The sequence below is a fragment of the Arthrobacter sp. zg-Y750 genome, from assembly GCF_020907365.1.
Lineage (GTDB): Bacteria > Actinomycetota > Actinomycetes > Actinomycetales > Micrococcaceae > Arthrobacter_B.
Genome location: NZ_JAJJOC010000008.1, coordinates 36,060 through 54,530, shown reverse-complemented (window position 1 = coordinate 54,530; position 18,471 = coordinate 36,060). Strand labels below are relative to the sequence as shown.

The 18,471-nt window shown below is 67.6% G+C and carries 20 protein-coding genes; 3 read left to right on the top strand and 17 right to left on the bottom strand.

Annotated features, from left to right (window positions below; all coding sequences use genetic code 11):
• Nucleotides 1-4: 4 nt before the first annotated feature.
• The 13 genes from LOC57_RS05735 to dacB form a co-directional block, all read right to left on the bottom strand.
• On the bottom strand, nucleotides 5-934 hold the full coding sequence (locus tag LOC57_RS05735; protein WP_227912531.1) for a Rossmann-like and DUF2520 domain-containing protein: 930 nt from the start codon (nucleotides 932-934) through the stop codon (nucleotides 5-7).
• Nucleotides 921-2,444, bottom strand: a complete 1,524-nt coding sequence (locus LOC57_RS05730) for a PH domain-containing protein (protein ID WP_229958650.1) — start codon at nucleotides 2,442-2,444, stop codon at nucleotides 921-923. The genes LOC57_RS05735 and LOC57_RS05730 overlap by 14 nt, the downstream gene beginning before the upstream one ends.
• Entirely contained in the window at nucleotides 2,441-2,953 is a 513-nt protein-coding gene (locus LOC57_RS05725; protein ID WP_229958649.1) for a PH domain-containing protein, read from the bottom strand. Before LOC57_RS05725 ends, LOC57_RS05730 begins: the two co-directional genes overlap by 4 nt.
• On the bottom strand, nucleotides 2,946-3,464 hold the full coding sequence (locus LOC57_RS05720) for a DUF3180 domain-containing protein (protein WP_229958647.1): 519 nt from the start codon (nucleotides 3,462-3,464) through the stop codon (nucleotides 2,946-2,948). The genes LOC57_RS05725 and LOC57_RS05720 overlap by 8 nt, the downstream gene beginning before the upstream one ends.
• Nucleotides 3,465-3,468: 4 nt before the next feature.
• Nucleotides 3,469-3,960 (bottom strand): 2-amino-4-hydroxy-6-hydroxymethyldihydropteridine diphosphokinase, encoded by a 492-nt coding sequence (gene folK / locus LOC57_RS05715; protein ID WP_227912535.1) that lies wholly within the window; start codon nucleotides 3,958-3,960, stop codon nucleotides 3,469-3,471.
• Nucleotides 3,957-4,376: a dihydroneopterin aldolase gene (gene folB, locus LOC57_RS05710; RefSeq protein WP_227912536.1), complete on the bottom strand. Its 420-nt coding sequence runs from the start codon at nucleotides 4,374-4,376 to the stop codon at nucleotides 3,957-3,959. Before folB ends, folK begins: the two co-directional genes overlap by 4 nt.
• 3 nt (nucleotides 4,377-4,379) lie before the next feature.
• Nucleotides 4,380-5,285 carry a dihydropteroate synthase gene (folP, locus tag LOC57_RS05705; RefSeq protein ID WP_227912537.1) on the bottom strand — a complete coding sequence of 302 codons (906 nt, stop codon included), beginning with the start codon at nucleotides 5,283-5,285 and terminating at the stop codon, nucleotides 4,380-4,382.
• A 7-nt stretch (nucleotides 5,286-5,292) separates the two neighbouring features.
• Nucleotides 5,293-5,901 carry a GTP cyclohydrolase I FolE gene (gene folE, locus LOC57_RS05700; protein ID WP_227912538.1) on the bottom strand — a complete coding sequence of 203 codons (609 nt, stop codon included), beginning with the start codon at nucleotides 5,899-5,901 and terminating at the stop codon, nucleotides 5,293-5,295.
• A gap of 97 nt (nucleotides 5,902-5,998) precedes the next feature.
• Nucleotides 5,999-8,089, bottom strand: a complete 2,091-nt coding sequence (gene ftsH / locus LOC57_RS05695) for an ATP-dependent zinc metalloprotease FtsH (RefSeq protein WP_227912539.1) — start codon at nucleotides 8,087-8,089, stop codon at nucleotides 5,999-6,001.
• Between the two features lie 187 nt (nucleotides 8,090-8,276).
• The gene (gene hpt / locus LOC57_RS05690; protein ID WP_227912540.1) at nucleotides 8,277-8,828 is read right to left on the bottom strand and encodes a hypoxanthine phosphoribosyltransferase; all 552 of its coding nucleotides are present in this window, start codon (nucleotides 8,826-8,828) and stop codon (nucleotides 8,277-8,279) included.
• Between the two features lie 38 nt (nucleotides 8,829-8,866).
• Nucleotides 8,867-9,955, bottom strand: a complete 1,089-nt coding sequence (gene tilS / locus LOC57_RS05685) for a tRNA lysidine(34) synthetase TilS (RefSeq protein WP_227912933.1) — start codon at nucleotides 9,953-9,955, stop codon at nucleotides 8,867-8,869.
• Nucleotides 9,956-9,997: 42 nt separating this feature from the next.
• Nucleotides 9,998-11,170, bottom strand: coding sequence for a zinc-dependent metalloprotease (locus LOC57_RS05680; RefSeq protein WP_227912541.1), 1,173 nt, complete (start codon nucleotides 11,168-11,170; stop codon nucleotides 9,998-10,000).
• Nucleotides 11,171-11,237: 67 nt separating this feature from the next.
• Complete coding sequence (dacB, locus tag LOC57_RS05675) at nucleotides 11,238-12,665, bottom strand: D-alanyl-D-alanine carboxypeptidase/D-alanyl-D-alanine endopeptidase (RefSeq protein WP_227912542.1); 1,428 nt, start codon at nucleotides 12,663-12,665, stop codon at nucleotides 11,238-11,240.
• Between the two features lie 214 nt (nucleotides 12,666-12,879).
• Here dacB and LOC57_RS05670 point away from each other — a divergent pair, with 214 nt between their 5' ends.
• Nucleotides 12,880-13,425, top strand: coding sequence for an inorganic diphosphatase (locus LOC57_RS05670; RefSeq protein ID WP_227912543.1), 546 nt, complete (start codon nucleotides 12,880-12,882; stop codon nucleotides 13,423-13,425).
• A gap of 157 nt (nucleotides 13,426-13,582) precedes the next feature.
• Here LOC57_RS05670 and LOC57_RS05665 read toward each other — a convergent pair whose 3' ends face one another.
• Entirely contained in the window at nucleotides 13,583-13,828 is a 246-nt protein-coding gene (locus tag LOC57_RS05665) for a hypothetical protein (RefSeq protein ID WP_229958645.1), read from the bottom strand.
• A 202-nt stretch (nucleotides 13,829-14,030) separates the two neighbouring features.
• Between LOC57_RS05665 and LOC57_RS05660 the strand changes: the two genes are divergently transcribed.
• On the top strand, nucleotides 14,031-14,666 hold the full coding sequence (locus tag LOC57_RS05660) for a hypothetical protein (protein WP_227912545.1): 636 nt from the start codon (nucleotides 14,031-14,033) through the stop codon (nucleotides 14,664-14,666).
• Between the two features lie 5 nt (nucleotides 14,667-14,671).
• Here the strand turns inward: LOC57_RS05660 and LOC57_RS05655 are convergent, their stop codons facing one another.
• Both LOC57_RS05655 and serS read right to left on the bottom strand, forming a co-directional pair.
• Nucleotides 14,672-15,520: an HAD family hydrolase gene (locus LOC57_RS05655; RefSeq protein ID WP_227912546.1), complete on the bottom strand. Its 849-nt coding sequence runs from the start codon at nucleotides 15,518-15,520 to the stop codon at nucleotides 14,672-14,674.
• A gap of 79 nt (nucleotides 15,521-15,599) precedes the next feature.
• Entirely contained in the window at nucleotides 15,600-16,874 is a 1,275-nt protein-coding gene (gene serS, locus LOC57_RS05650) for a serine--tRNA ligase (protein WP_229958643.1), read from the bottom strand.
• A gap of 67 nt (nucleotides 16,875-16,941) precedes the next feature.
• Here serS and LOC57_RS05645 point away from each other — a divergent pair, with 67 nt between their 5' ends.
• The gene (locus LOC57_RS05645) at nucleotides 16,942-18,042 is read left to right on the top strand and encodes a diacylglycerol/lipid kinase family protein (protein WP_227912548.1); all 1,101 of its coding nucleotides are present in this window, start codon (nucleotides 16,942-16,944) and stop codon (nucleotides 18,040-18,042) included.
• Between the two features lie 85 nt (nucleotides 18,043-18,127).
• Here the strand turns inward: LOC57_RS05645 and LOC57_RS05640 are convergent, their stop codons facing one another.
• Nucleotides 18,128-18,454, bottom strand: coding sequence for a hypothetical protein (locus tag LOC57_RS05640; RefSeq protein ID WP_227912549.1), 327 nt, complete (start codon nucleotides 18,452-18,454; stop codon nucleotides 18,128-18,130).
• Nucleotides 18,455-18,471: the final 17 nt, after the last annotated feature.

Below are 18,471 nucleotides of genomic sequence, written 5' to 3'. Positions count from 1 at the left end.
GGACTTATTCTTCCGGGCCCGGCAGTTCCGGCTGCAATGCCTTGAGGATCGCATCACGCTGTTCGGTACTGAGCAGGCCTCGGTCCGCAGCCCGGGAGGCGGTGGCCGCTGAAAGCGCGCCGTATGCGGCGCGGAAGTCTTCGGTGCCGGCATCGGCAAGGGCACGGGTGTGCGCCTCAACGGTGCCGACATCGCCGCGGGCCACCGGCCCGGTCAGTGCACCTTCACCGGAGGCGAGGGCATTTTCCAGCGACGCGCGCATCAGCGGTCCCAGCAGGCGGTCCGGGTGTTCGACGCCGAGGGACGCCAGCAGCTGGGTGGACTGGGCGGCGAGCGTGACCAGGTGGTTTGAAGCATGGGCCAGGGCCGCGTGGTAGAGCACCCGGTCTTCGTCGTCGATGACCACCGGCTCGGCGCCCATTTCCACCACCAGCGCCTGGGCAATGGGCAGGACGGCCGCCGGGGCGCTGATGCCGAAGGAGCAGTCCGCCAGCCGGGTCAGGTCCAGGCTCATGCCGGTGAAGGTCATGGCGGGGTGCAGGGCCAGCGGGATGGCCCCGGCCGCCCGGGCAGGCGCCAGGATCTCGGTGCCGAACCGGCCGGACGTGTGGGCCACCAGCTGGCCGGGCTGCCATGCACCGGTTTTGGCCAGCCCGGAAACAAGCGGGCCCAGGGCGTCGTCCGGGACGGCCAGGAGCACGAGCTCGGACCGTTCCACAATGTCGGGAATGTCCAGGATCGGCACCCCGGGCAGCAGGTTCTCGGCCCGCTCCCGGCTGGCTTCGGACACGGCGGAGACGCCGACGACGGCGTGTTCGGCAGCTCGCAGGGCGGCACCGAGCACGGCACCGACGCGGCCCGCGCCGATCACCCCGATACCCAGCCGGCCGCGGCGCCGTCGTTCTTCTGCGCTGTGGGACTCAGGGGTGTTCATGCTCCTCCTTGGAGAGGGATAGCGGGTAGTTGGGGTTGTGCCGCAGCCACTGTTCGGGCAGGTCGCGGTGCCGGGCCGCACGGGCCCGGGCCGCCTGTTCGTCCAGCAGCGCCAGGGCGGTGCCGGCGTCGAGCTCCACCACTTTGGGGGACACCGGGCCGGGCGTGGAATGCAGCACCAGGCTGGCCAGCCGCAGCCGGCGCTGCACCGGACCCTGTTCCAGCGCCAGGGACTGGGTGCGGCTGTGCGGAACCACGTCCAGGGAGCGCCAGAAATAGCCGCGGCGCGCCAGCAGCGCGGAACCGGTCACCAGGAAACCGTTCCGGCGGCGGGACAAAGGGGACAGCCAGCGTGCCCGCCGCGGAGAGACGGTATATCCGGCACGTTCCCCGCTGCCGTTCATTCCGGCCGTGAAAACTTCCACGGGGTCCTTGGTCCCGGGATCGGGAAGCACCAGGGCAAGCATGCGGAACACCTCCTCGGCTGTGCCCACCGGCAGGAGCCGGGTACGGGCGGCGCTGTCCCCGGTGGAGGAACCTGCACCGTAACCGGCCACGTTCACTGACACCGAGTACCAGCCGGCGAGCCGCCACAGCGGTGACTGCCGCACGGCCACAGCCTGGATGCGGCCCGGGGGAACCGTTTGGGCCCGCGTGTCCAGCAGGCCCGAGCGGATCCGGATCCCGTCACGGGACACGGAGGCCCGGAAGTTGAAGGAAGAACTGAACATGCCCCAGTAGGCACTGCCAAAACCGAAGATGATCGGGACCATCGCGGCCACTGAGCCGAGCTCGCCGGTGACTTTGGTCAGGATAACCACGGCAGCCACGGCCAGCAGCAGCAGCACCGTGGTGCTGGAGAGCACGGCCGAGCCGATGACCCGCCCGGCGGAAAGGGACAGCACCTCCTGCTCACCGGGCACTGTGGACGCACTGCCGCCGGCGGCGGCCTCCTCCGGATCTTCACCGGCGCCGGACGCCCCCCGGAGGATCCGTTCCCGCAGTGCCTGCGCATCCGGAAGCCGGAGGTAAGCCAGGCGCACTGCGGATTCGCCGGCGTCGGCCACCTCGAAACGCAGTTCGGCCAGGCCGAAGATGCGCGCCAACAGCGGCTGGACAATGTCTATGGCCTGGACGCGGTCCAGCCGGGCCTGGCGCTGCTGGCGGAAAAGCACGCCCGAATGTACCCGGATGTGTTCGGAAGCGAGCTGGTAGCGCGTGAACCACCAGGACAGGAAAAAAGCGCCGGCAATCAGGACCAGCACCGCGCCCAGGATCAGCAGGGTCCAGAACAGTGCTTCGCCATGCGGGAGCCGCATGCCGCCGCCCGAGAACCAGCCTTCGGCCTGGTCGCGGCCCACGAAGTAGGCCACGGCAGCCAGTGCTATCCAGCCGTGGACCAGCGGGGATACCGGATGCACCCGGTTCCAGGCCGGTTCCGCGGCGGTACCCGCCGGTTCAGGGGCGTCCGGCGGCCCGTCCGGGACGGGAGCTGCTTCTCCCTCGGTCACAGTCCGGCCAGCTGCGCTTCGCCGCGCGCGGACAGGTGCTCACGCAGGCGGGCGCCCTCGGCGGCGGGCAGTCCGGCGATGGAGGCGTTGGTGCCCGGTGAGGCGGTGTGCAGTTTGAGGGTACACAGGCCGAACGCCCGCTCCAGCGGACCCACCGCCACATCCACGTACTGCATGCGGCCGTACGGGACCACCAGGGTGCGCTGGAAAAAGATGCCGCGGCGCAGCAGCAGGTCCTCGTTGCGTTCGGCATAGCCGATGGCCCGGACCTGGCGCGGCAGCAGCAGTCCGCGCCACAGCAGGGTCACGGCGAAAAAGACCGGCAGGGCCCAGGCCAGCCAGGTAGGGTATCCAGGCCAGATCCCGGTCAGCAACAGCACCAGCGGCACGCCGGTCACCAAGAGGGTGATGACGGTTTCCAGGCCCCAGCCCAGCAGCCGCAGCCGCAGGTACCGGGGCGAGACCCGCTGCCATTGAAGTGCCGGCGGGTCAATGGCTTCGCTAGGCAAGTTGTCCTCCGCCTTCTGAGCCGCCGTCTTCCCCGGTGCCGCTCCCGGACGCAGGTCCGGTGCCGTTCCGGTCATCGGGCGGCAATTTGCAGAACCGCTCCACGGTCAGCCCGGTCGCCACCATCAGGATCCCGCCCGCGGTGACGGCCAGGGAAGCCAAGGTGGCGGCATGGCCCGGCCGCAGCTGCCACAGCGGCAGCAGGTCCAGGAAAACGCCCGCGTGCCAACCCAGCAGCAGGGCACCGGCGTAGGCCACGGCCTGCGCCAGGACCACTGTCCGGGCAGCGGCCAGCGGGTCCAGTTCACGGTCCCGCCGGCCGTTGCGCCACCGCCGCACCCGCAGTCCCAGGACAAGCGTGGCAGCCGTCACCAGGATCATGGCCACCAGCGCCACCGGGTTGAGGACGGGCGAGGGGTAACCGTTGTCCGCGAGGAAGGTGTTCACGGCCCAGCCCACAATCCCGGCGGCAAGGGCAATCACGGCCAGCCACCGGTAGCGGATGGTGATCACGGGCTCATTCTCCTTCGAAGATTTCCAGTCCGGGGAGATCCTCGGCTTTGGCGGCCAGTTCGGCCACCGGCACCCCGTTCAGCACGGCGTCCGGCTCCATCCAGGCCCAGGGCTGCAGGACAAAAGCGCGTGAGGCCGCGCGCGGGTGCGGAATGGTGAGATCTTCATCCTCAAGGCGCAGGTCACCGTAGGCAATGATGTCGACGTCGAGCGTGCGCGGGCCCCACCGTACTATCCGTTCGCGGTGATGGCGTGCCTCAACCGCTTGGCAGTGTGCCAGCAGGGCGTGCGGTTCCAGGCCTGTTTCCACCGCCACCACCAGGTTCAGGTAGTCCGGCTGCTCGGGCCCGCCCACCGGGCGGGTGCGGACCACCGGTGAAACGGCGGTCAGTACTACCTGCGGATGGTCGGCCAGCTCGGCGACGGCGCTGGAAAGGGTGTCCCGGCTTTCGCCCAAATTGCTGCCCATGGCCAGGATGGCGTGCACGGTGCTCATGGGCGCTCCCGGTAGATGGTGACAGCGACGTCGCCGAACTCCACGGCGATGGGCGCCTTCGGTTTGTGTACGGTGACTTCCACTGCTGCGAGGACACTGAAGGACGTGAGAACGGCACCGGCGATGCGGCCGGCCAGGGCCTCGATGAGGTTCAGGGGTTCGCCCGTAATGACCTGGACCACCAGTTCGGCCACCTCGCCGTAATGCGCGGTCTTGGTCAGGTCATCGCTTTGGGCTGCCGGGGCAAGGTCGGTGAACAGCACCAGGTCCACCACAAACGGCTGGCCGTCACGCCGTTCCTCAGGGAAGACGCCGTGGTAGCCGGTGGCCGTGATCCCGCGCAGTGAGATCCGGTCCAAACCCGTGGTTTCCGGTGTTTGCCGCAGTGCGGGCCGCCCCGGAGCCGTGCCGGTCATCCCTTAGCCTTTCCAGGCAGCGGCGACTTTGACCGCGTCCAGATTGGCGGGCACGTTGTGCACGCGCACCGCCCAGGCGCCGGAGCGGGCGGCCAGGGCGGATACAGCGGCCGTTGCGTTGTCGCGTTCCAGCGGCGGGGCAGCCTTGCCGAAAGATGTGAGCAGCGAACCCAGGAAACGCTTGCGGGAGGCACCCACCAGGACACGGTGGCCGAGGGACCCCAGCCGGTCGAGGCCGCGCAGCAGCTGCCAGTCATGCTCAGCATTCTTGGAGAAGCCCAGCCCGGGGTCAACAATGATCTGCTCGGGGGCTACCCCTGCGGCATAGAACCGGTCACGCACCTTCGCCAGTTCAGCGACCACTTCCTCGACGACGTCGTCGTAGCTGGCATTGGGATCATCGCTGCGTACACTGCCGCGGCTGTGCATCAGCACATAGGACACGCCTGTGCGGGCCACCAGTGCGGGCATGTCAGAATCGATTTCAGTGCCGGACACGTCATTGACTATCGCCGCGCCGGCATCGATGGCCTGCTGGGCAGTGGAGGCGTTCATGGTGTCAACGCTGACCAGGGCGCCGGCCCGGACCAGGGCCTGAACCACGGGCAGCACGCGTGCCTGCTCTTCTTCGGGCGGAACCCGGACGGCGTCCGGCCTGGTGGATTCGCCGCCGACGTCGATGATGTCCGCACCCTCGTAGTGCATTTTGAGTCCGGCGCGGATGGCCGCGTCAGTATCGGCGAACTGTCCGCCGTCGCTGAAGGAATCGGGCGTGACGTTCAGGATGCCCATCACCAGGGTGCGGTCCGTCGGCAGGTCCGCCAGCTTCCGCGGCGAACGGGCGGGGCGCAGTACGGGCAGCGGCGACGTGGCCGGTCCGGTGCCGGGCGCGGCAGCGAGTGAATCCATGGTGGTCCTATCGTCCGAGTATCAGGCTCATTGCTTCGGCGCGGGTCGCGGTCTCGCGCAGCTGGCCGCGCACCGCCGAAGTCACGGTTTTGGCGCCCGGCTTGCGGACCCCGCGCATCGACATGCACAGGTGCTCGCATTCAATAACCACTATGGCACCGCGGGGGGAAAGATTAGTCATCAGTGCGTCCACGATCTGGGTAGTCAGCCGCTCCTGCACCTGCGGACGGCGGGCGTAGACCTCCACCAGGCGGGCCAGCTTGGACAGGCCCGTCACCTTGCCCTCGTGGGAGGGGATGTAGCCAATGTGCGCCGTGCCGTGGAAAGGCACCAGATGGTGCTCGCACGTGGAGTAGAAGGCAATGTCCTTCACCAGGACCATTTCCTCATGGTCCAGGTCAAAGGTGGTGGCCAGCAGGTCCGAGGGACTCTCGTGCAGCCCGGCGAAGATTTCCGTGTAGGACTTCGCCACCCGGCTGGGGGTGTCCTTCAGTCCGTCCCGGTCCGGGTCCTCCCCGATGGCGATGAGTATCTCCCGGACCGCCCGTTCGATGCGGGGCTGGTCCACCGGGGAGTCTTCTGCCGCGGGCAGTAGTTCGTCGTCGAAATCCGTCACTGGTCGATCCTATCGCGCCCGGGCATGCGTCCCGGCGGACGGCAGACGAAAGCGGGCGGCCCCGAAGGACCGCCCGCACTGTGGTATTTCCCGGTGCCTACGCTTCCGGTGCCGAGCTGCCGGAGCTTCCGCCGCGGCCGGAATGGCTGCCCTGGCCGCTGCTTTCGGGCTGCGGCAGGCCGTTGCCGGAGACATCGAAGTCCTGCGGCAGGTCGGCGTCGGCAATCTGGTCCTGCGGAGCAACCGATGCAGGGTCCGGAGCGCCGAGCTCCTTGGCTTCGCGCCGTTCCTTCGGGGACACCACGGGCGGCATGCTGTGCACCGGGCGGGTGGGCTTGGACAGCCAGACCTCGCGGACGTCGCGCTTGCGCACGTCGGAGAAGACCTCGGCGATTTCCTGCTGGTTCAGCGTCTCGCGTTCCAGCAGTTCCAGGGCCAGCCGGTCCAGCACGTCGCGGTTCTCCGTGAGGATCTGGTACGCCTCGTCATGGGCGTTGTCCAGCAGGCGCCGGACTTCTTCATCCACCACGTAGGCCACCTGGTCGGAGTAGTTCCGTTCCTGGCTCATGTCCCGGCCCAGGAACGGTTCGCCGCCGCCGGAACCCAGCTTGACGGAGCCGATCCGCTCGCTCATGCCGTACTGGGTGACCATCTTGCGGGCCGTGGAGGTGGCCTTTTCGATGTCGTTGGAGGCACCGGTGGAAGGATCGTGGAAAACGATCTCCTCCGCTACCCGGCCACCCATCGCGTAGGCCAGCTGGTCCAGCAGTTCGTTGCGCGTGACCGAGTACTTGTCGTCCTGCGGCAGCACCATGGTGTAGCCCAGGGCCCGGCCGCGCGGCAGGATGGTCACCTTGGTGACCGGGTCCGTGTTCCGCAGCGCCGCCGCCACCAGGGCGTGTCCACCCTCGTGGTACGCGGTGATCTTGCGTTCCAGTTCCTTCATCACGCGGCTGCGCTTCTGCGGCCCGGCAACCACGCGGTCGATCGCTTCGTCCAGGGCGCGGTCGTCAATGAGGTCCGCGTTGGAGCGGGCGGTCAGCAGCGCGGCTTCGTTGAGTACGTTGGCCAGGTCCGCGCCGGTGAAGCCCGGGGTCTTGCGGGCCACGGTCTCCAGATCCACGCCGTCGGCCATGGGCTTGCCCTTGGCGTGGACCTGCAGGATGCGCAGGCGCCCCTGCATGTCCGGCGCCTCGACGCCGATCTGCCGGTCGAAACGGCCCGGGCGCAGCAGGGCCGGGTCCAGGACGTCGGGCCGGTTGGTGGCGGCAATCAGGATGACGTTGGTGTTGCCGTCAAAACCGTCCATTTCCACCAGCAGCTGGTTCAGCGTCTGCTCGCGTTCGTCATTGCCGCCGCCCACGCCGGCACCGCGGTGGCGGCCGACGGCGTCAATTTCGTCCACGAAGATAATGGCCGGGGAGTTGGACTTCGCCTGCTCAAAAAGATCGCGGACACGGGAGGCGCCCACGCCAACGAACATTTCCACGAAGTCGGAGCCGGAAATCGAGTAGAACGGCACGCCGGCCTCACCGGCAACGGCGCGTGCCAGCAGGGTCTTGCCGGTACCGGGAGGACCGTACAGCAGCACGCCCTTGGGAATCTTGGCACCCACGGCCTGGAACTTGCCCGGGTCCTGCAGGAACTCCTTGATTTCGTGCAGTTCCTCCACGGCCTCATCGGCACCGGCGACGTCGTCGAACGTCACCTGCGGCATGTCCTTATTGGTCAGCTTGGCCTTGGACTTGCCGAACTTCATGACCTGGGAACCGCCGCCCTGCATGCGGGACATCAGGAACCAGAAAATCAGGCCAATAATGATGAACGGCAGGAACAGACCCAGGAAACTGGTGAACCAGTTGGTCTGCACCGGCTGGTCCGTGTAGTTCGCACCGGAATTATTGACGGCCTGGACTATTTCCTCGCCGCGCGCAGTGCTGAAGTAGAACTGGACGTCGCTGGTGCCCTGTTCCTTGACGGCGTCGTCCTTGAGGGTCAGATCGACCCGCTGCTCGCCGTCGTAAATCTTGGCCTGGGACACGTCCGGACCCCTGAGCAGATCCAGGCCCTCCTTGGTATCCACCTGTTTGGTGTTCCCTGCAGAAAGGCTGGGCAGGATGATCAAAAGAGCGGCCAAGGCCAGCACGATCCATATCAGCGGACCCTTGAAGAAGTTCTTGGATTTCATTCGTCGTCAGGGCTTGTGCCCCGTCCCTCCTGATCAACAACGCTGCTTTGCGCGGAATTTACCTACTAGCTATACACCGTCCCCCAGAAGAACACGGTCCAAGGCGGGGTTTAGTTCCCTGTGGGCGTAGCGGTATTTCCGTGACGGTCATCGCTTTTGCGAGGCCGCGGGACGGGGAGTCCGGCGTTTACTCGTAGACGTGCGGTGCCAGCGTGCCGATGAAGTCCAGGTTGCGGTAGCGCTCGGCAAAGTCCAGGCCGAAGCCCACCACGAATTCGTTGGGGATTTCGTAGCCGACGTACTTGACGTCGATTTCCACCTTCGCAGCGTCCGGCTTGCGCAGCAGGGTGCAGATTTCCACGCTGGCCGGGCCGCGGGATTCCAGGTTCGTGCGCAGCCAGGACAGCGTGAGGCCGGAGTCGATGATGTCTTCGACAATGAGCACGTGCTTGCCCAGCAGGTCCGTTTCCAGGTCCTTGAGAATGCGGACGACGCCGGAGGACTGGGTGCCGGAGCCGTACGAGGACACTGCCATCCAGTCCATGGTGACGTGGCTGTGCAGGGCCCGGGAGAGATCGGCCATCACCATGACGGCGCCCTTGAGGACACCCACAAGGAGGACGTCGCGGCCGGCGTAGTCGCGGTCAATTTCGGCCGCCAGTTCCGTGATCCGGGTTTGGATCTGTTCCTTGGTGTAGAGAACGTGCTTGAGGTCTGACTGGACGTCGTGTGAATCCACGAATGACTCCCGGGTGCGCAGTGTTGCAGCTTTGGATGTTAGGTGCTGCTCTTTTTCCTAAAAACAAGATTGCCATAGCTTGCGGTGCCGTGGTGAACCGATGTAGAGCGGGGCTGGCGGTACACACTGACTTTGCCCACCAGCTGCACGGGCCCGGCCGAGCCGGTCCGGCGCAGCAGCGACTCCACGGCGGCGAGCCGCTCATAGCTGGGCTGCGCACCGCCCAGGGCGAGCGCGGCGAGCGCCAGGACGCGCTGCCGCACGGCAGGAGCGAGCCCGCGAAGCTGTGCTTCGGGCAGCAGCAGCTCTTCGGCTCCGGCACCCTCGCCGGCCGGCGGAGCGGCCCGCAGTTCCTCGAAGGTACGCGCAGCCACGGCATCCATATAGTCGGCGTCGGCGGAGAGGATACGTGAGGAACGGAACAGCGCCTCGGCGATGCCGGGCCCGAGTTTCTCCTCCAGGAACGGCAGCACCTCGGTGCGTACCCGCGACCGGGCGTAGGCCGGGTCGCTGTTGCTGGGATCCTGCCACGGGTCCAGCCCGGTGTGCGCGCAGATTTCCAGGGTCTGTTCCCGGCGCAGCCCCAGGAAGGGCCGCAGGTAGATGCCGCGCACCGCGGGCATCCCGGCCAGGGAACGGGTGCCGGAGCCCCGCATCAGCCCCAGCAGCACCTGCTCGGCCTGGTCATCCAGCGTGTGCCCCAGCAGGACGGCGGAGGCGCCCAGCTCGGCTGCGGCGGCATCCAGGGCGGCGTACCGGACCGTACGGGCGGCCGCTTCCGGTCCCATCCCGGAGGCGGGCACGGTAACCCGGCGGACCAGCACGGGGTCCAGCCCCATCCGCTCGAGCTTGCCGCGGGCCTGCGCTGCCACCTCGGCGCTGCCTTCCTGCAGTCCGTGGTCCACAACGACGGCGCCCACGCGGTAGTCCCCGCGCCGGGCGAAGAAGGAGGCGGCTTCGGCCAGTGCCAGGGAATCGGGTCCGCCGCTGCAGGCGACCAGGATCAGCGGCGGGCGCTCCCCGCCCGGGGCCAGGCCGGCGTCGCGCAGTGCATCACGGACCGCGTTCCGGGCGTTGCCCAGGGTGGGCAGGAGCCGCTTGCGGACCCTCGGGGCACGCTGGGACATGCCGGACAGGTTTCCGGTTTTATTCTCTTCCAGCACGTTCGGTTACAGTCCCATCCGAGTGATCCAAAGGTCGGCCGAGTGAATTTCCGCCTCGGACGGCAGGTTTTCTGCGCGTTCCCATACCCGGTTGAAGCCCTCCATGCCCACCTGGTCGGTGACGGCGCGGACAAAGCGGGCGCCGTCGCTGTACTGGCGCATCTTGGCGTCCAGGCCCAGGACCTGGCGGAGGAACCGGTCGATCCAGCCGCGCTTGGCACCGCGGTTGTTGAACCGCTGCCGGATGGTCTTGACGCTGGGCACAATGCTCGAGTCGACGGCGTCCATCACAACGTTGGCATGGCCCTCCAGCAGGGACATCACCGCGGTCAGGTGCGATAGCCGTTCCTTGTCCTCCGGGTCCTGCAGCAGGGACAGCAGGTCCGCCGGCTTCTGCGGCACGCCGTCGCCGTCGTTGCCGTCCTTTCCGTCCTTGCGGGCAGTCAGGGCCTTGACTGCGGTGCCCAGGCGTTCGGAGAGGGTTTCCGCCTTGTCCATCATGCCGTTGGAAAGCTGGCTGATCTGCTCCAGCATGTGTTCGCGCAGCCAGGGGGCAGCGGCAAACTGAACCCGGTGGGTCTGCTCGTGCAGGCAGACCCACAGCCGGAAGTCGTCCGGGTCTACGTTGAGTTCCCGCTCCAGGGTGATGATGTTCGGTGCCACGAGCAGCAGGCGCCCGCCGGGCTTGCCCACGCCGCCCAGCGCGGCAAACGGATCATACTGGCCCAGGACCTTGCTCGAAAGGAAAGCCAGGACAGCACCGAGCTGCGCGCCGGTCAGGGTGCCGCCCAGGGCTGTATTGGCTGCTTCCAGCTGCTCCGGACGTGTGGTGGCCAGGTGCTCCAGGGCCGGACCCATCAGCACGGAGAAACTCTGCGAGTTCGCGCGGGCCCAGGACGCACGGTCCACAATCAGCACGTCGGAGTCGCGCAGGTCCCGTGCTGCTTCGAGGCCGGTAATCCGGTGCACGTGGGCCACTGATGCGTCGGCGGCGGCACGCAGGTCGGCCACGGCATCGCGGATTTCACGGGCGGACATCTTCGGGCCGGGCGCCACCATGGCTGCTGCGGTGGACGCGGCAAGGTCCCAGTTCACCAGGGACGGAACGGAGGATGCGGACGGAGACTTCTCGGTGGACGGACTGTGGTCAGGTGCCAGGCTTCGATCGTTGCTCTCCATTGGTCCATTCGACCACATGAGGACAATGTCCACACCTCCTCCGCAGGCGGGCGGAAGCTGATGCGGGTCAGCGGCAGCCGCAGCCGGCGAGAACCGCGGCGGCCGCATCCACGGCATCACGGGCCGCCATGGTGTTCCCGTCCAGCCCGGTGGCCACGAAGGTGAAGACCAGGACCCTTCCGTCCGCGTCAGTGGCGTAGCCGCTCAGCGCCGTGACGGCCAGCAGGGTGCCGGTCTTGGCCCGGACAATACCGGCGGCACCGGAGTCGGCGGCCTCGTCGTAGCGTCCAGCCAGCGTCCCGCTCAGCGCGGCAACGGGCAGGCCGCCGGCCACCGAGCGCAGATCCGGATCCGAAGTGGTCAGCAGGATCCGCATCAGCGAGGTCAGCTGGGCCGCCGAAACGGAGGTTTCGGCGGACAGTCCGTTGGTGTCGCCGAGCACCATGGCCGAAGTGTCCACTCCCAGTTCGGCTATTTCCGCCTGGACGGCCTCGATGCCCCCGGCAAAGGAGGCGTCCCTGCCGGTGGCGGAAGCGGTCAGCCGGGCCAGTGCTTCGGCCAGGTAGTTGTCGGAGTTCAGCAGCATGTAATCCACCTGCTCGGCGAGCGGTGCCGAGCGGACCTCTGCCAGGGCTGCGGCGTCGGCGGGGGCGGTGCCGCGTTCCGCCACGGGTTCCACGTCGATGCCGGCCGGGGCCAGGGCCTCGGCGAGGGCGTCCCGGTAGGACTGTGCGGCGGCCAGCGCGGCGTCGTCCACCCGCGGCCCTGGACCGGTGCCTTCCTCCGCCCACGCGGAGCTGACGGCAAGGGCATGGACGGGGGCAATTTCGCCGGCTTCCACGTCAGCGGCTCCCCACGCGTCGGACAGTGCGGGCCCGGTGAACAGCGTGTCATCAACGCGGACCCGCACCGGCGAACCGGTGCCGTCTGCGGTGAGGGCGGCAGCGGTCCGCTGCGCCAGGGTCGCCAGGCCGGCGCGGCCGGCCACCGTGTCCGGGCTGGAGGCCCCGGCCGTCAGCAGCACATCGCCGCCGCCGCGCAGCACCACGGTGCCGGGCTCTTCCCCGGCCAGCACGGTGGTGGCAAAGCGGGTGTCGGCATCCATGGCGGACAGTGCGGCCGCAGCGGTGAGGACCTTCAGGTTCGACGCCGGTGCGAGACCCGTGCTCCCCCCGCGCTCATATAGCACCGTGCCGGTCAGCGCATCCGAAACCACCGCATGGAAACTGCCGCTGCCCTCGATGGACAGCTCCTCGTCCAGCAGCTGGCCCAGCCGCACTGCGTCCGGCATCGGGTCTTCGGGGCGCGGTGCGGACACCGGGCCGGTGCCTTCGAGCTCCGACGGCGGCTCCTGGTAGTCCGGCACCGCCTCGGCCCGCTCCACCCCGGACCCGGCCATGGACTCGGCAACGGGAGGCAGGACATAGCAGGCCAGAGGAACCAGCAACACCGCAAAGGCAAGCGCCAGCAGCGCGCCGGAGAACACCCGAGACATGTCCTCACCGACTCTTTCCGTCCGCCGGTTTCCCCGGCCCGTCCGCCCCCATGCACCGTTCAGCGCACAGGACATATATCTTTAAGACTAGACCGACGCCGGCGTCTTCCCTGACCCCGCCCCGCGGGCCGTCCACGGACGCGTCGGCGCATGATCCTTTAGCAAGTCTTTCCAGTGGTTCCTCCGCGGGCCACGCCAGTGAGGAGTCGCAATTATGAAGCTCGACGTAACCATCGAGATCCCCAAGGGATCCCGGGTCAAGTACGAAATTGACCACGAAACCCACCGCCTGCGCCTGGACCGGGTCCTGTTCACGTCCATGGCCTACCCCACGCACTACGGGTTCTTCGAGAACACCCTGGGTGAAGACGGCGATCCGCTGGACGCCCTGGTGATGCTGCAGGACTTCGACCTGATGCCCGGCGTCCTGGTGGAATCCCGCCCCATCGGTGTATTCAATATGGTGGATGACGGCGGCGGAGACGCCAAGGTCCTCTGCGTGCCGGTGGATCCGCGCTTCGACCACATCCAGGACCTCTCCGACGTGTCCGACTTCCTGCTGGACGAAATCAAGCACTTCTTCACCAAGTACAAGGACCTGGAGCCCGGCAAGTGGGTTGAAGCCGCTGACTGGGCCGGCCGCGAAGCAGCCGAAGCTGAGGTTGAGGCTTCCCTCGCCCGCTTCAAGGCGCTTGGCGAAGGCCACGAAGAGGACCAGTCCCAGGGCCGCGACGTCGACGCCAACCCGGTCAACAACTAGCGTTTCCTTCCACCGGCCCGGCCGGTACGACGGCGGCTGTTCCCTTTCGGGGGGCGGCCGCCGTCGGCGTTTAACCCGGCTTCTGCTGCCGCCTCCGGTGTCTGCTGCCGCATGGAACGGGCAGCAGATGTTTGGCAGCGGATCCCCGAAAGAGGCCTTACCCCCGGCGGTCCTGCCGCCGGGCCCAGGCACGCACATCCGAGGCGTGGGTCCGTGCAGGGAAAAGGGCCACGGCAACCGCAACCGCAAGGACCACCCAGCTCGAAGTCAACCACGCCGCCCAGAGGCCCAACAGGATGACCCCGCAGGCAAACAGCAGGGGCAGCAGCGGGGAGCGGTTCGATCCAGGGCGGTTCGGTCCAGGGCGGTTCGGTCCGGTGTGCTCCGGCGGGGTGCTGGTCATGCGGCAGACTCTACCCGCGTCCGGTTCCTCCGGGCCGGGCTGCAGGAACCAGGCTTCCCAGCCTCCGGTACGCATGGGGCTGATGGGACCCCGCCAGCCCCATCTGTAACGAAGCGTGGGAAGTCCGGCAGACAGCGGCACGGCTCGGGCGCGCCGCAACCGCATTCGGTTGTTTGTGCACGGGGTCTGCGATGCTGATGCCATGCATTTTGTGCTGACCATCAACCAGCGGGACTCCCGCGAGGCAGGGGACCTGGTCCCGCAGCTGATCCGCTCACTGCGGCACCTGCCGGCGGCCCTCCCCTTCCAGCGCACAGTGGGCGACGAGGCTTCCGGTGTGCTGAACGACGCGTCCGCGGCGGTGGCTGCCGCGCTGTCCGCAGTTAGGGAACGCCGCTGGCACGTGGGCATCGGCGTCGGGGAACTGCATGTTCCATTGCCCGCCGACCTCACGGACGCCCGCGGCTACGGACTGGTTTATGCCCGGCGCGCCGTAGAACGGGCCCAGCGCAGCGGCGACCGGGTTCCGCTGGCCGTCGAGGGACCGGACGCGGAACTGGCCGCAGAAGCCGAAGCGGTGCTCCGGCTGCTGGGCCTGATCGTGGCGGCACGGACCGAAGCGGAATGGAAGGTACTGGACCTGATGACCCCCGGCGCCCGCGGGCAGCAGAAATTCGTGGCCCAGGAACTGGGCATCACCGCCCAGGCGGTGAGCAAGGCGGTGGTCCGCTCGCATTGGAACGAGGAATGGGCCACGCGCCCCGCGGCCGCCCGGTTGCTGGGACTGGCCTACGGCCCGGCGTCGCTGCCGCCGGCCGTGCTGCCCTACCGTGCCTGAGCGGACTAGACGCCGCGTTCCAGCACACTGTTGAGCACGCTCGCGGCGCCGTCTTCGTAAACCGTTCCGGTTACCTCGGCAGCCACAGCGAGCACTTCGTCCGGCGCCTGGCCCATGGCGACCCCGCGCCCGGCCCAGCCCAGCATCTCAATGTCATTCCGCCCGTCGCCAAGGGCAACGGTCAGGGCGGGATCCACCTCAAGCCGGGAGCGGACCTGCTCCAGCGCGCTGGCCTTGGTAACACCGGCGGCGGCGATATCCAGCCATGCCGTCCAGCCCACGGAATACGTCACCCCGTGCAAGCCGATTGAAGCCACTGCGGAGCCAAACTGCTCCGCCGTGCTGTCGGTGCTGAAAACCACCACGCGCACAGCGCGGGCATCCAGCAGGGACTCGAAATCCACGGCGTGGGCTTCGGCCCCGAAACTCGCGTCCTGGAAGCGTTCAGTGGACAGGAAACGCCCCTCCGCATCTTCCAGGGCGAACTTGGCCGTGGGGAGTTTGTCGCGCAGCGCGGCCAGCGCAGGTTTCGGATCGAACACCACGCGGTCCACCACTTCGTAGCCGTCCTCCAGCGCCGGATCCAGGCGCAGGGTCACAGCGCCGTTGGAGCAGACGCAGTAGCCCTCGGTCAGTCCGAGCAGCTCAAGGATGGGCAGGGCCGCCCCGTAGGACCGTCCGGTGGCAATGACCAAGTGGTGCCCGGCGGCGATGGCGTCCCGCGCGGCACGGCGCACGCCCGGGGACATGTGTCCGTCGTGGTCCACGAGGGTCCCGTCAACGTCCAGTGCAACAAGGTGTCTTTTGTCAGGAATTTGCTGGTCTTCGATGCCAGCAGTACTCAGAGTTGTCATCGTTTTATCTAAGCAGATTCCGGGCAAAGGCGGCTAGGACGCAGACCACGCGCGGTTCTCAGGCCGCACAGAAGACCCCTTACAGAACCGGCAGGACTTCCAAGCCGCCAAGGTAGGGCTGCAGCGCAGCCGGCACGTTGACGGAGCCGTCCGGGTTCTGGTGGTGCTCCAGGATGGCCACAATCCAGCGGGTGGTGGCCAGCGTTCCGTTCAGGGTAGCGACGGCGCGGGTTCCCTTGCCTTCGGCCTGGCGTTCGCGGATGTTCAGGCGCCGGGCCTGGAACGTGGTGCAGTTGGAGGTTGAGGTCAGCTCGCGGTACGCGTTCTGGGTGGGAACCCAGGCTTCGCAGTCGAACTTCCGGGCGGCGGACATGCCCAGATCACCCGCGGCCGTGTCGATGACCCGGTACGGCAGTTCCACCTTGGCCAGCATTTCCTCTTCCCAGGCGAGCAGCCGCTTGTGCTCTTCAGCAGCATCCTCGGGGCGGGTGTAGACGAACATTTCCACTTTGTTGAACTGGTGGACGCGGATAATGCCGCGGGTGTCCTTGCCGTGCGAGCCGGCTTCCCGGCGGTAGCAGGAGGACCAGCCGGCGTAACGGACAGGGCCGCCGTCGAGCTCAAGGATTTCATCGGCGTGGTAGCCGGCCAGCGGCACCTCGGACGTGCCCACCAGGTACAGGTCGTCTTCAGCCAGGCGGTAGATCTCGGCGTCGTGGGCCACGTCGAAGCCGGTGCCCTGCATGGTTTCCGGGCGGACCAGGGTGGGGGTGATCATGGGAACGAAGCCGGCCTTCACGGCCTGGTCCATGGCCATGTTCAGCAGGGCCAGTTCCAGGCGCGCTCCGACGCCGCGCAGGAAGTAGAAGCGGGAGCCGGAGACCTTGGCGCCGCGCTCCATGTCGATGGCGCCCAGCATCTCGCCCAGTTCCAGGTGGTCGCGGGGCGCAAAACCCTCGGCCTCGAAGTTCCGCGGCGTGCCGACCATCTTGACAACCTCGAAGTCGTCTTCGCCGCCGGTGGGAACGCCGTCGGACACCAGGTTCGGGATCCGGCGCAGGAGGGCATCGGATTCGGCCTGGATGGTGTCGGCTTCGGCGCCGGCAGCCTTGACGGCTGCGGCCAGTTCCTTCACCTCGGCCAGCAGGGCCTGCTTTTCCTCGCCCTTGGCCTGCGCCACGCGCTTGCCGAAGGCGTTCTGCTCGGCGCGCAGGGTTTCGTAGCGGGTCCGGGCGTCACGGCGGGCAGTGTCGGCGGAAATGATCGCGTCCACAATGCTCTCGTCGGCCAGCCGGGCGCGCTGCGAGGCTCGGAATTTTTCGGGGTTTTCGCGGAGCTCATTTACATCGATCACGTCTCAAGAGTACCGAAAAGCGGCCGGGCCTTTGGTTCGCCGGGCGGGGACTATTCTGGGAAGCATCATGCCCGTAGAAATTACCCTCCTCCTTGTGCTGTTCGCGGCCCTGCTGGCCTCCGCGGCAACCTGGGCCATCCTTGCAAAGCGAAGCCGACGGCGGCTTGCGGCCGAGGCGGCCGTCTTCGCCCCGCGCGGGGCAGCCCACCAGCGGGTGGCGATGGTCATTAACCCGATCAAGGCGCAGGCAGACGAGGCCCGGGCACTGCTGGAAGCGGCCTGCGAGCTGGCCGGCTGGGACGCTCCCCTGATCCTGGAGACCACCGTGGATTCTCCCGGCTACCTGCAGGCGGTGCGGGCACTGGAAGCCGGTGCCGATGTCGTTGTGGCGGCAGGCGGGGACGGTACCATCCGCGAGGTCTCCCGGGCCGCGGCGCATTCCAACGCCTCGCTGGGGCTGGTGCCGCTGGGCACCGGCAACCTGCTGGCGCGGAACCTCGACATTTCGGTGGCCGACCTGACGGGCAATGTCCGCAACGCACTGCACGGGGATACCCGCCGGATCGACATGGCCACCATCCAACTGGAGGATTCAACCGCCGGAACGGCCTCCCGCAACGCTTTCCTGGTGATGGGCGGCATCGGCTTGGATGCCGAAGTCATTGCCGCGACGCGCGACGAGCTGAAAAAGCGGGTCGGCTGGCTGGCCTACAGCGAAGCCGGTGTGCGCCTGCTGCCGGGGCGCCGCACCCGCATGAACATCAGCATTGACGACGCCCCGGTCCATTCGCAGAAAGTGCACAGCGTGCTGGTGGCCAATACCGGACGGCTGCCTGCTGGAATCGACTTCATCCCGGATGCCGTGGTGGATGACGGGTTGCTGGACATCATCATCATGAGTCCGCGCAGCGTCCTGGGCTGGGCCTGGGTGGCCGGCAAGGTGATGACGCGCTACCCCAAGGACCTGCCGGTCATCCACCACCACCGGGCCCGGAAAGTGACCGTGTCGGTGGCCGAACCCACGCAGACCCAGCTCGACGGGGACCTGACCGGGGCTGCCACGTCCATCACCGTCCAGGTGGATCCCGGGGCCTTGCTCGTGCGGGTACCGCAGGCCCCCGCGCTGCCTGTACCGAAGAACCGCAGCAACGCCGCCGCAACGGCCTAGCCAGGGAATATGCAACGGGGCCGCACCCTTTCGGATGCGGCCCCGTTGTTACCGGAGTTGATGCCGGCGGCGGAACCGGGACGGACTACTTCCCGTCCTGGGTTCCCTCGGAATCGGTGTAGCCGCCTTCGCGGTTGCGGTCCGTCCGGGCGCCGTCGGCGTCGGTGTACTCGCCTTCTTCCTTAGGCAGGGAGGATCCGGAGGACTGTTCCCGGATCAGTGCCTCTTCCTCGGCAAAGCGGATGTCGTTGCCCTGGTCGCCGACATCGCCGCGGTAGTTGTCATCATTGGTGGAAACACCGCTGGGCTTCGGGTCCTTGAGCTGTTCTTCTTCATTGGGGTACTCGCTCATGCCGGCACCTTCCTTCTTGGGGTGGTTGTCCAGTGCGCCAATACTGCGCGCGCCTTCCATCAGCATACTTATTGCCG

What these genes read in the sequence shown, in the direction of transcription:
- LOC57_RS05665 (WP_229958645.1), bottom strand. Translation starts at nt 13,828, where the DNA reads ATGACCAGCACCCCGCCGGAGCACACCGGACCGAACCGCCCTGGACCG.
- LOC57_RS05640 (WP_227912549.1), bottom strand. Translation starts at nt 18,454, where the DNA reads ATGGAAGGCGCGCGCAGTATTGGCGCACTGGACAACCACCCCAAGAAG.
- ftsH (WP_227912539.1), bottom strand. Translation starts at nt 8,089, where the DNA reads ATGAAATCCAAGAACTTCTTCAAGGGTCCGCTGATATGGATCGTGCTG.
- LOC57_RS05660 (WP_227912545.1), top strand. Translation starts at nt 14,031, where the DNA reads ATGCATTTTGTGCTGACCATCAACCAGCGGGACTCCCGCGAGGCAGGG.
- LOC57_RS05735 (WP_227912531.1), bottom strand. Translation starts at nt 934, where the DNA reads ATGAACACCCCTGAGTCCCACAGCGCAGAAGAACGACGGCGCCGCGGC.
- LOC57_RS05645 (WP_227912548.1), top strand. Translation starts at nt 16,942, where the DNA reads ATGCCCGTAGAAATTACCCTCCTCCTTGTGCTGTTCGCGGCCCTGCTG.
- LOC57_RS05680 (WP_227912541.1), bottom strand. Translation starts at nt 11,170, where the DNA reads ATGGAGAGCAACGATCGAAGCCTGGCACCTGACCACAGTCCGTCCACC.
- LOC57_RS05670 (WP_227912543.1), top strand. Translation starts at nt 12,880, where the DNA reads ATGAAGCTCGACGTAACCATCGAGATCCCCAAGGGATCCCGGGTCAAG.
- folP (WP_227912537.1), bottom strand. Translation starts at nt 5,285, where the DNA reads ATGGATTCACTCGCTGCCGCGCCCGGCACCGGACCGGCCACGTCGCCG.
- tilS (WP_227912933.1), bottom strand. Translation starts at nt 9,955, where the DNA reads ATGTCCCAGCGTGCCCCGAGGGTCCGCAAGCGGCTCCTGCCCACCCTG.
- LOC57_RS05655 (WP_227912546.1), bottom strand. Translation starts at nt 15,520, where the DNA reads ATGACAACTCTGAGTACTGCTGGCATCGAAGACCAGCAAATTCCTGAC.
- folB (WP_227912536.1), bottom strand. Translation starts at nt 4,376, where the DNA reads ATGACCGGCACGGCTCCGGGGCGGCCCGCACTGCGGCAAACACCGGAA.
- folK (WP_227912535.1), bottom strand. Translation starts at nt 3,960, where the DNA reads ATGAGCACCGTGCACGCCATCCTGGCCATGGGCAGCAATTTGGGCGAA.
- dacB (WP_227912542.1), bottom strand. Translation starts at nt 12,665, where the DNA reads ATGTCTCGGGTGTTCTCCGGCGCGCTGCTGGCGCTTGCCTTTGCGGTG.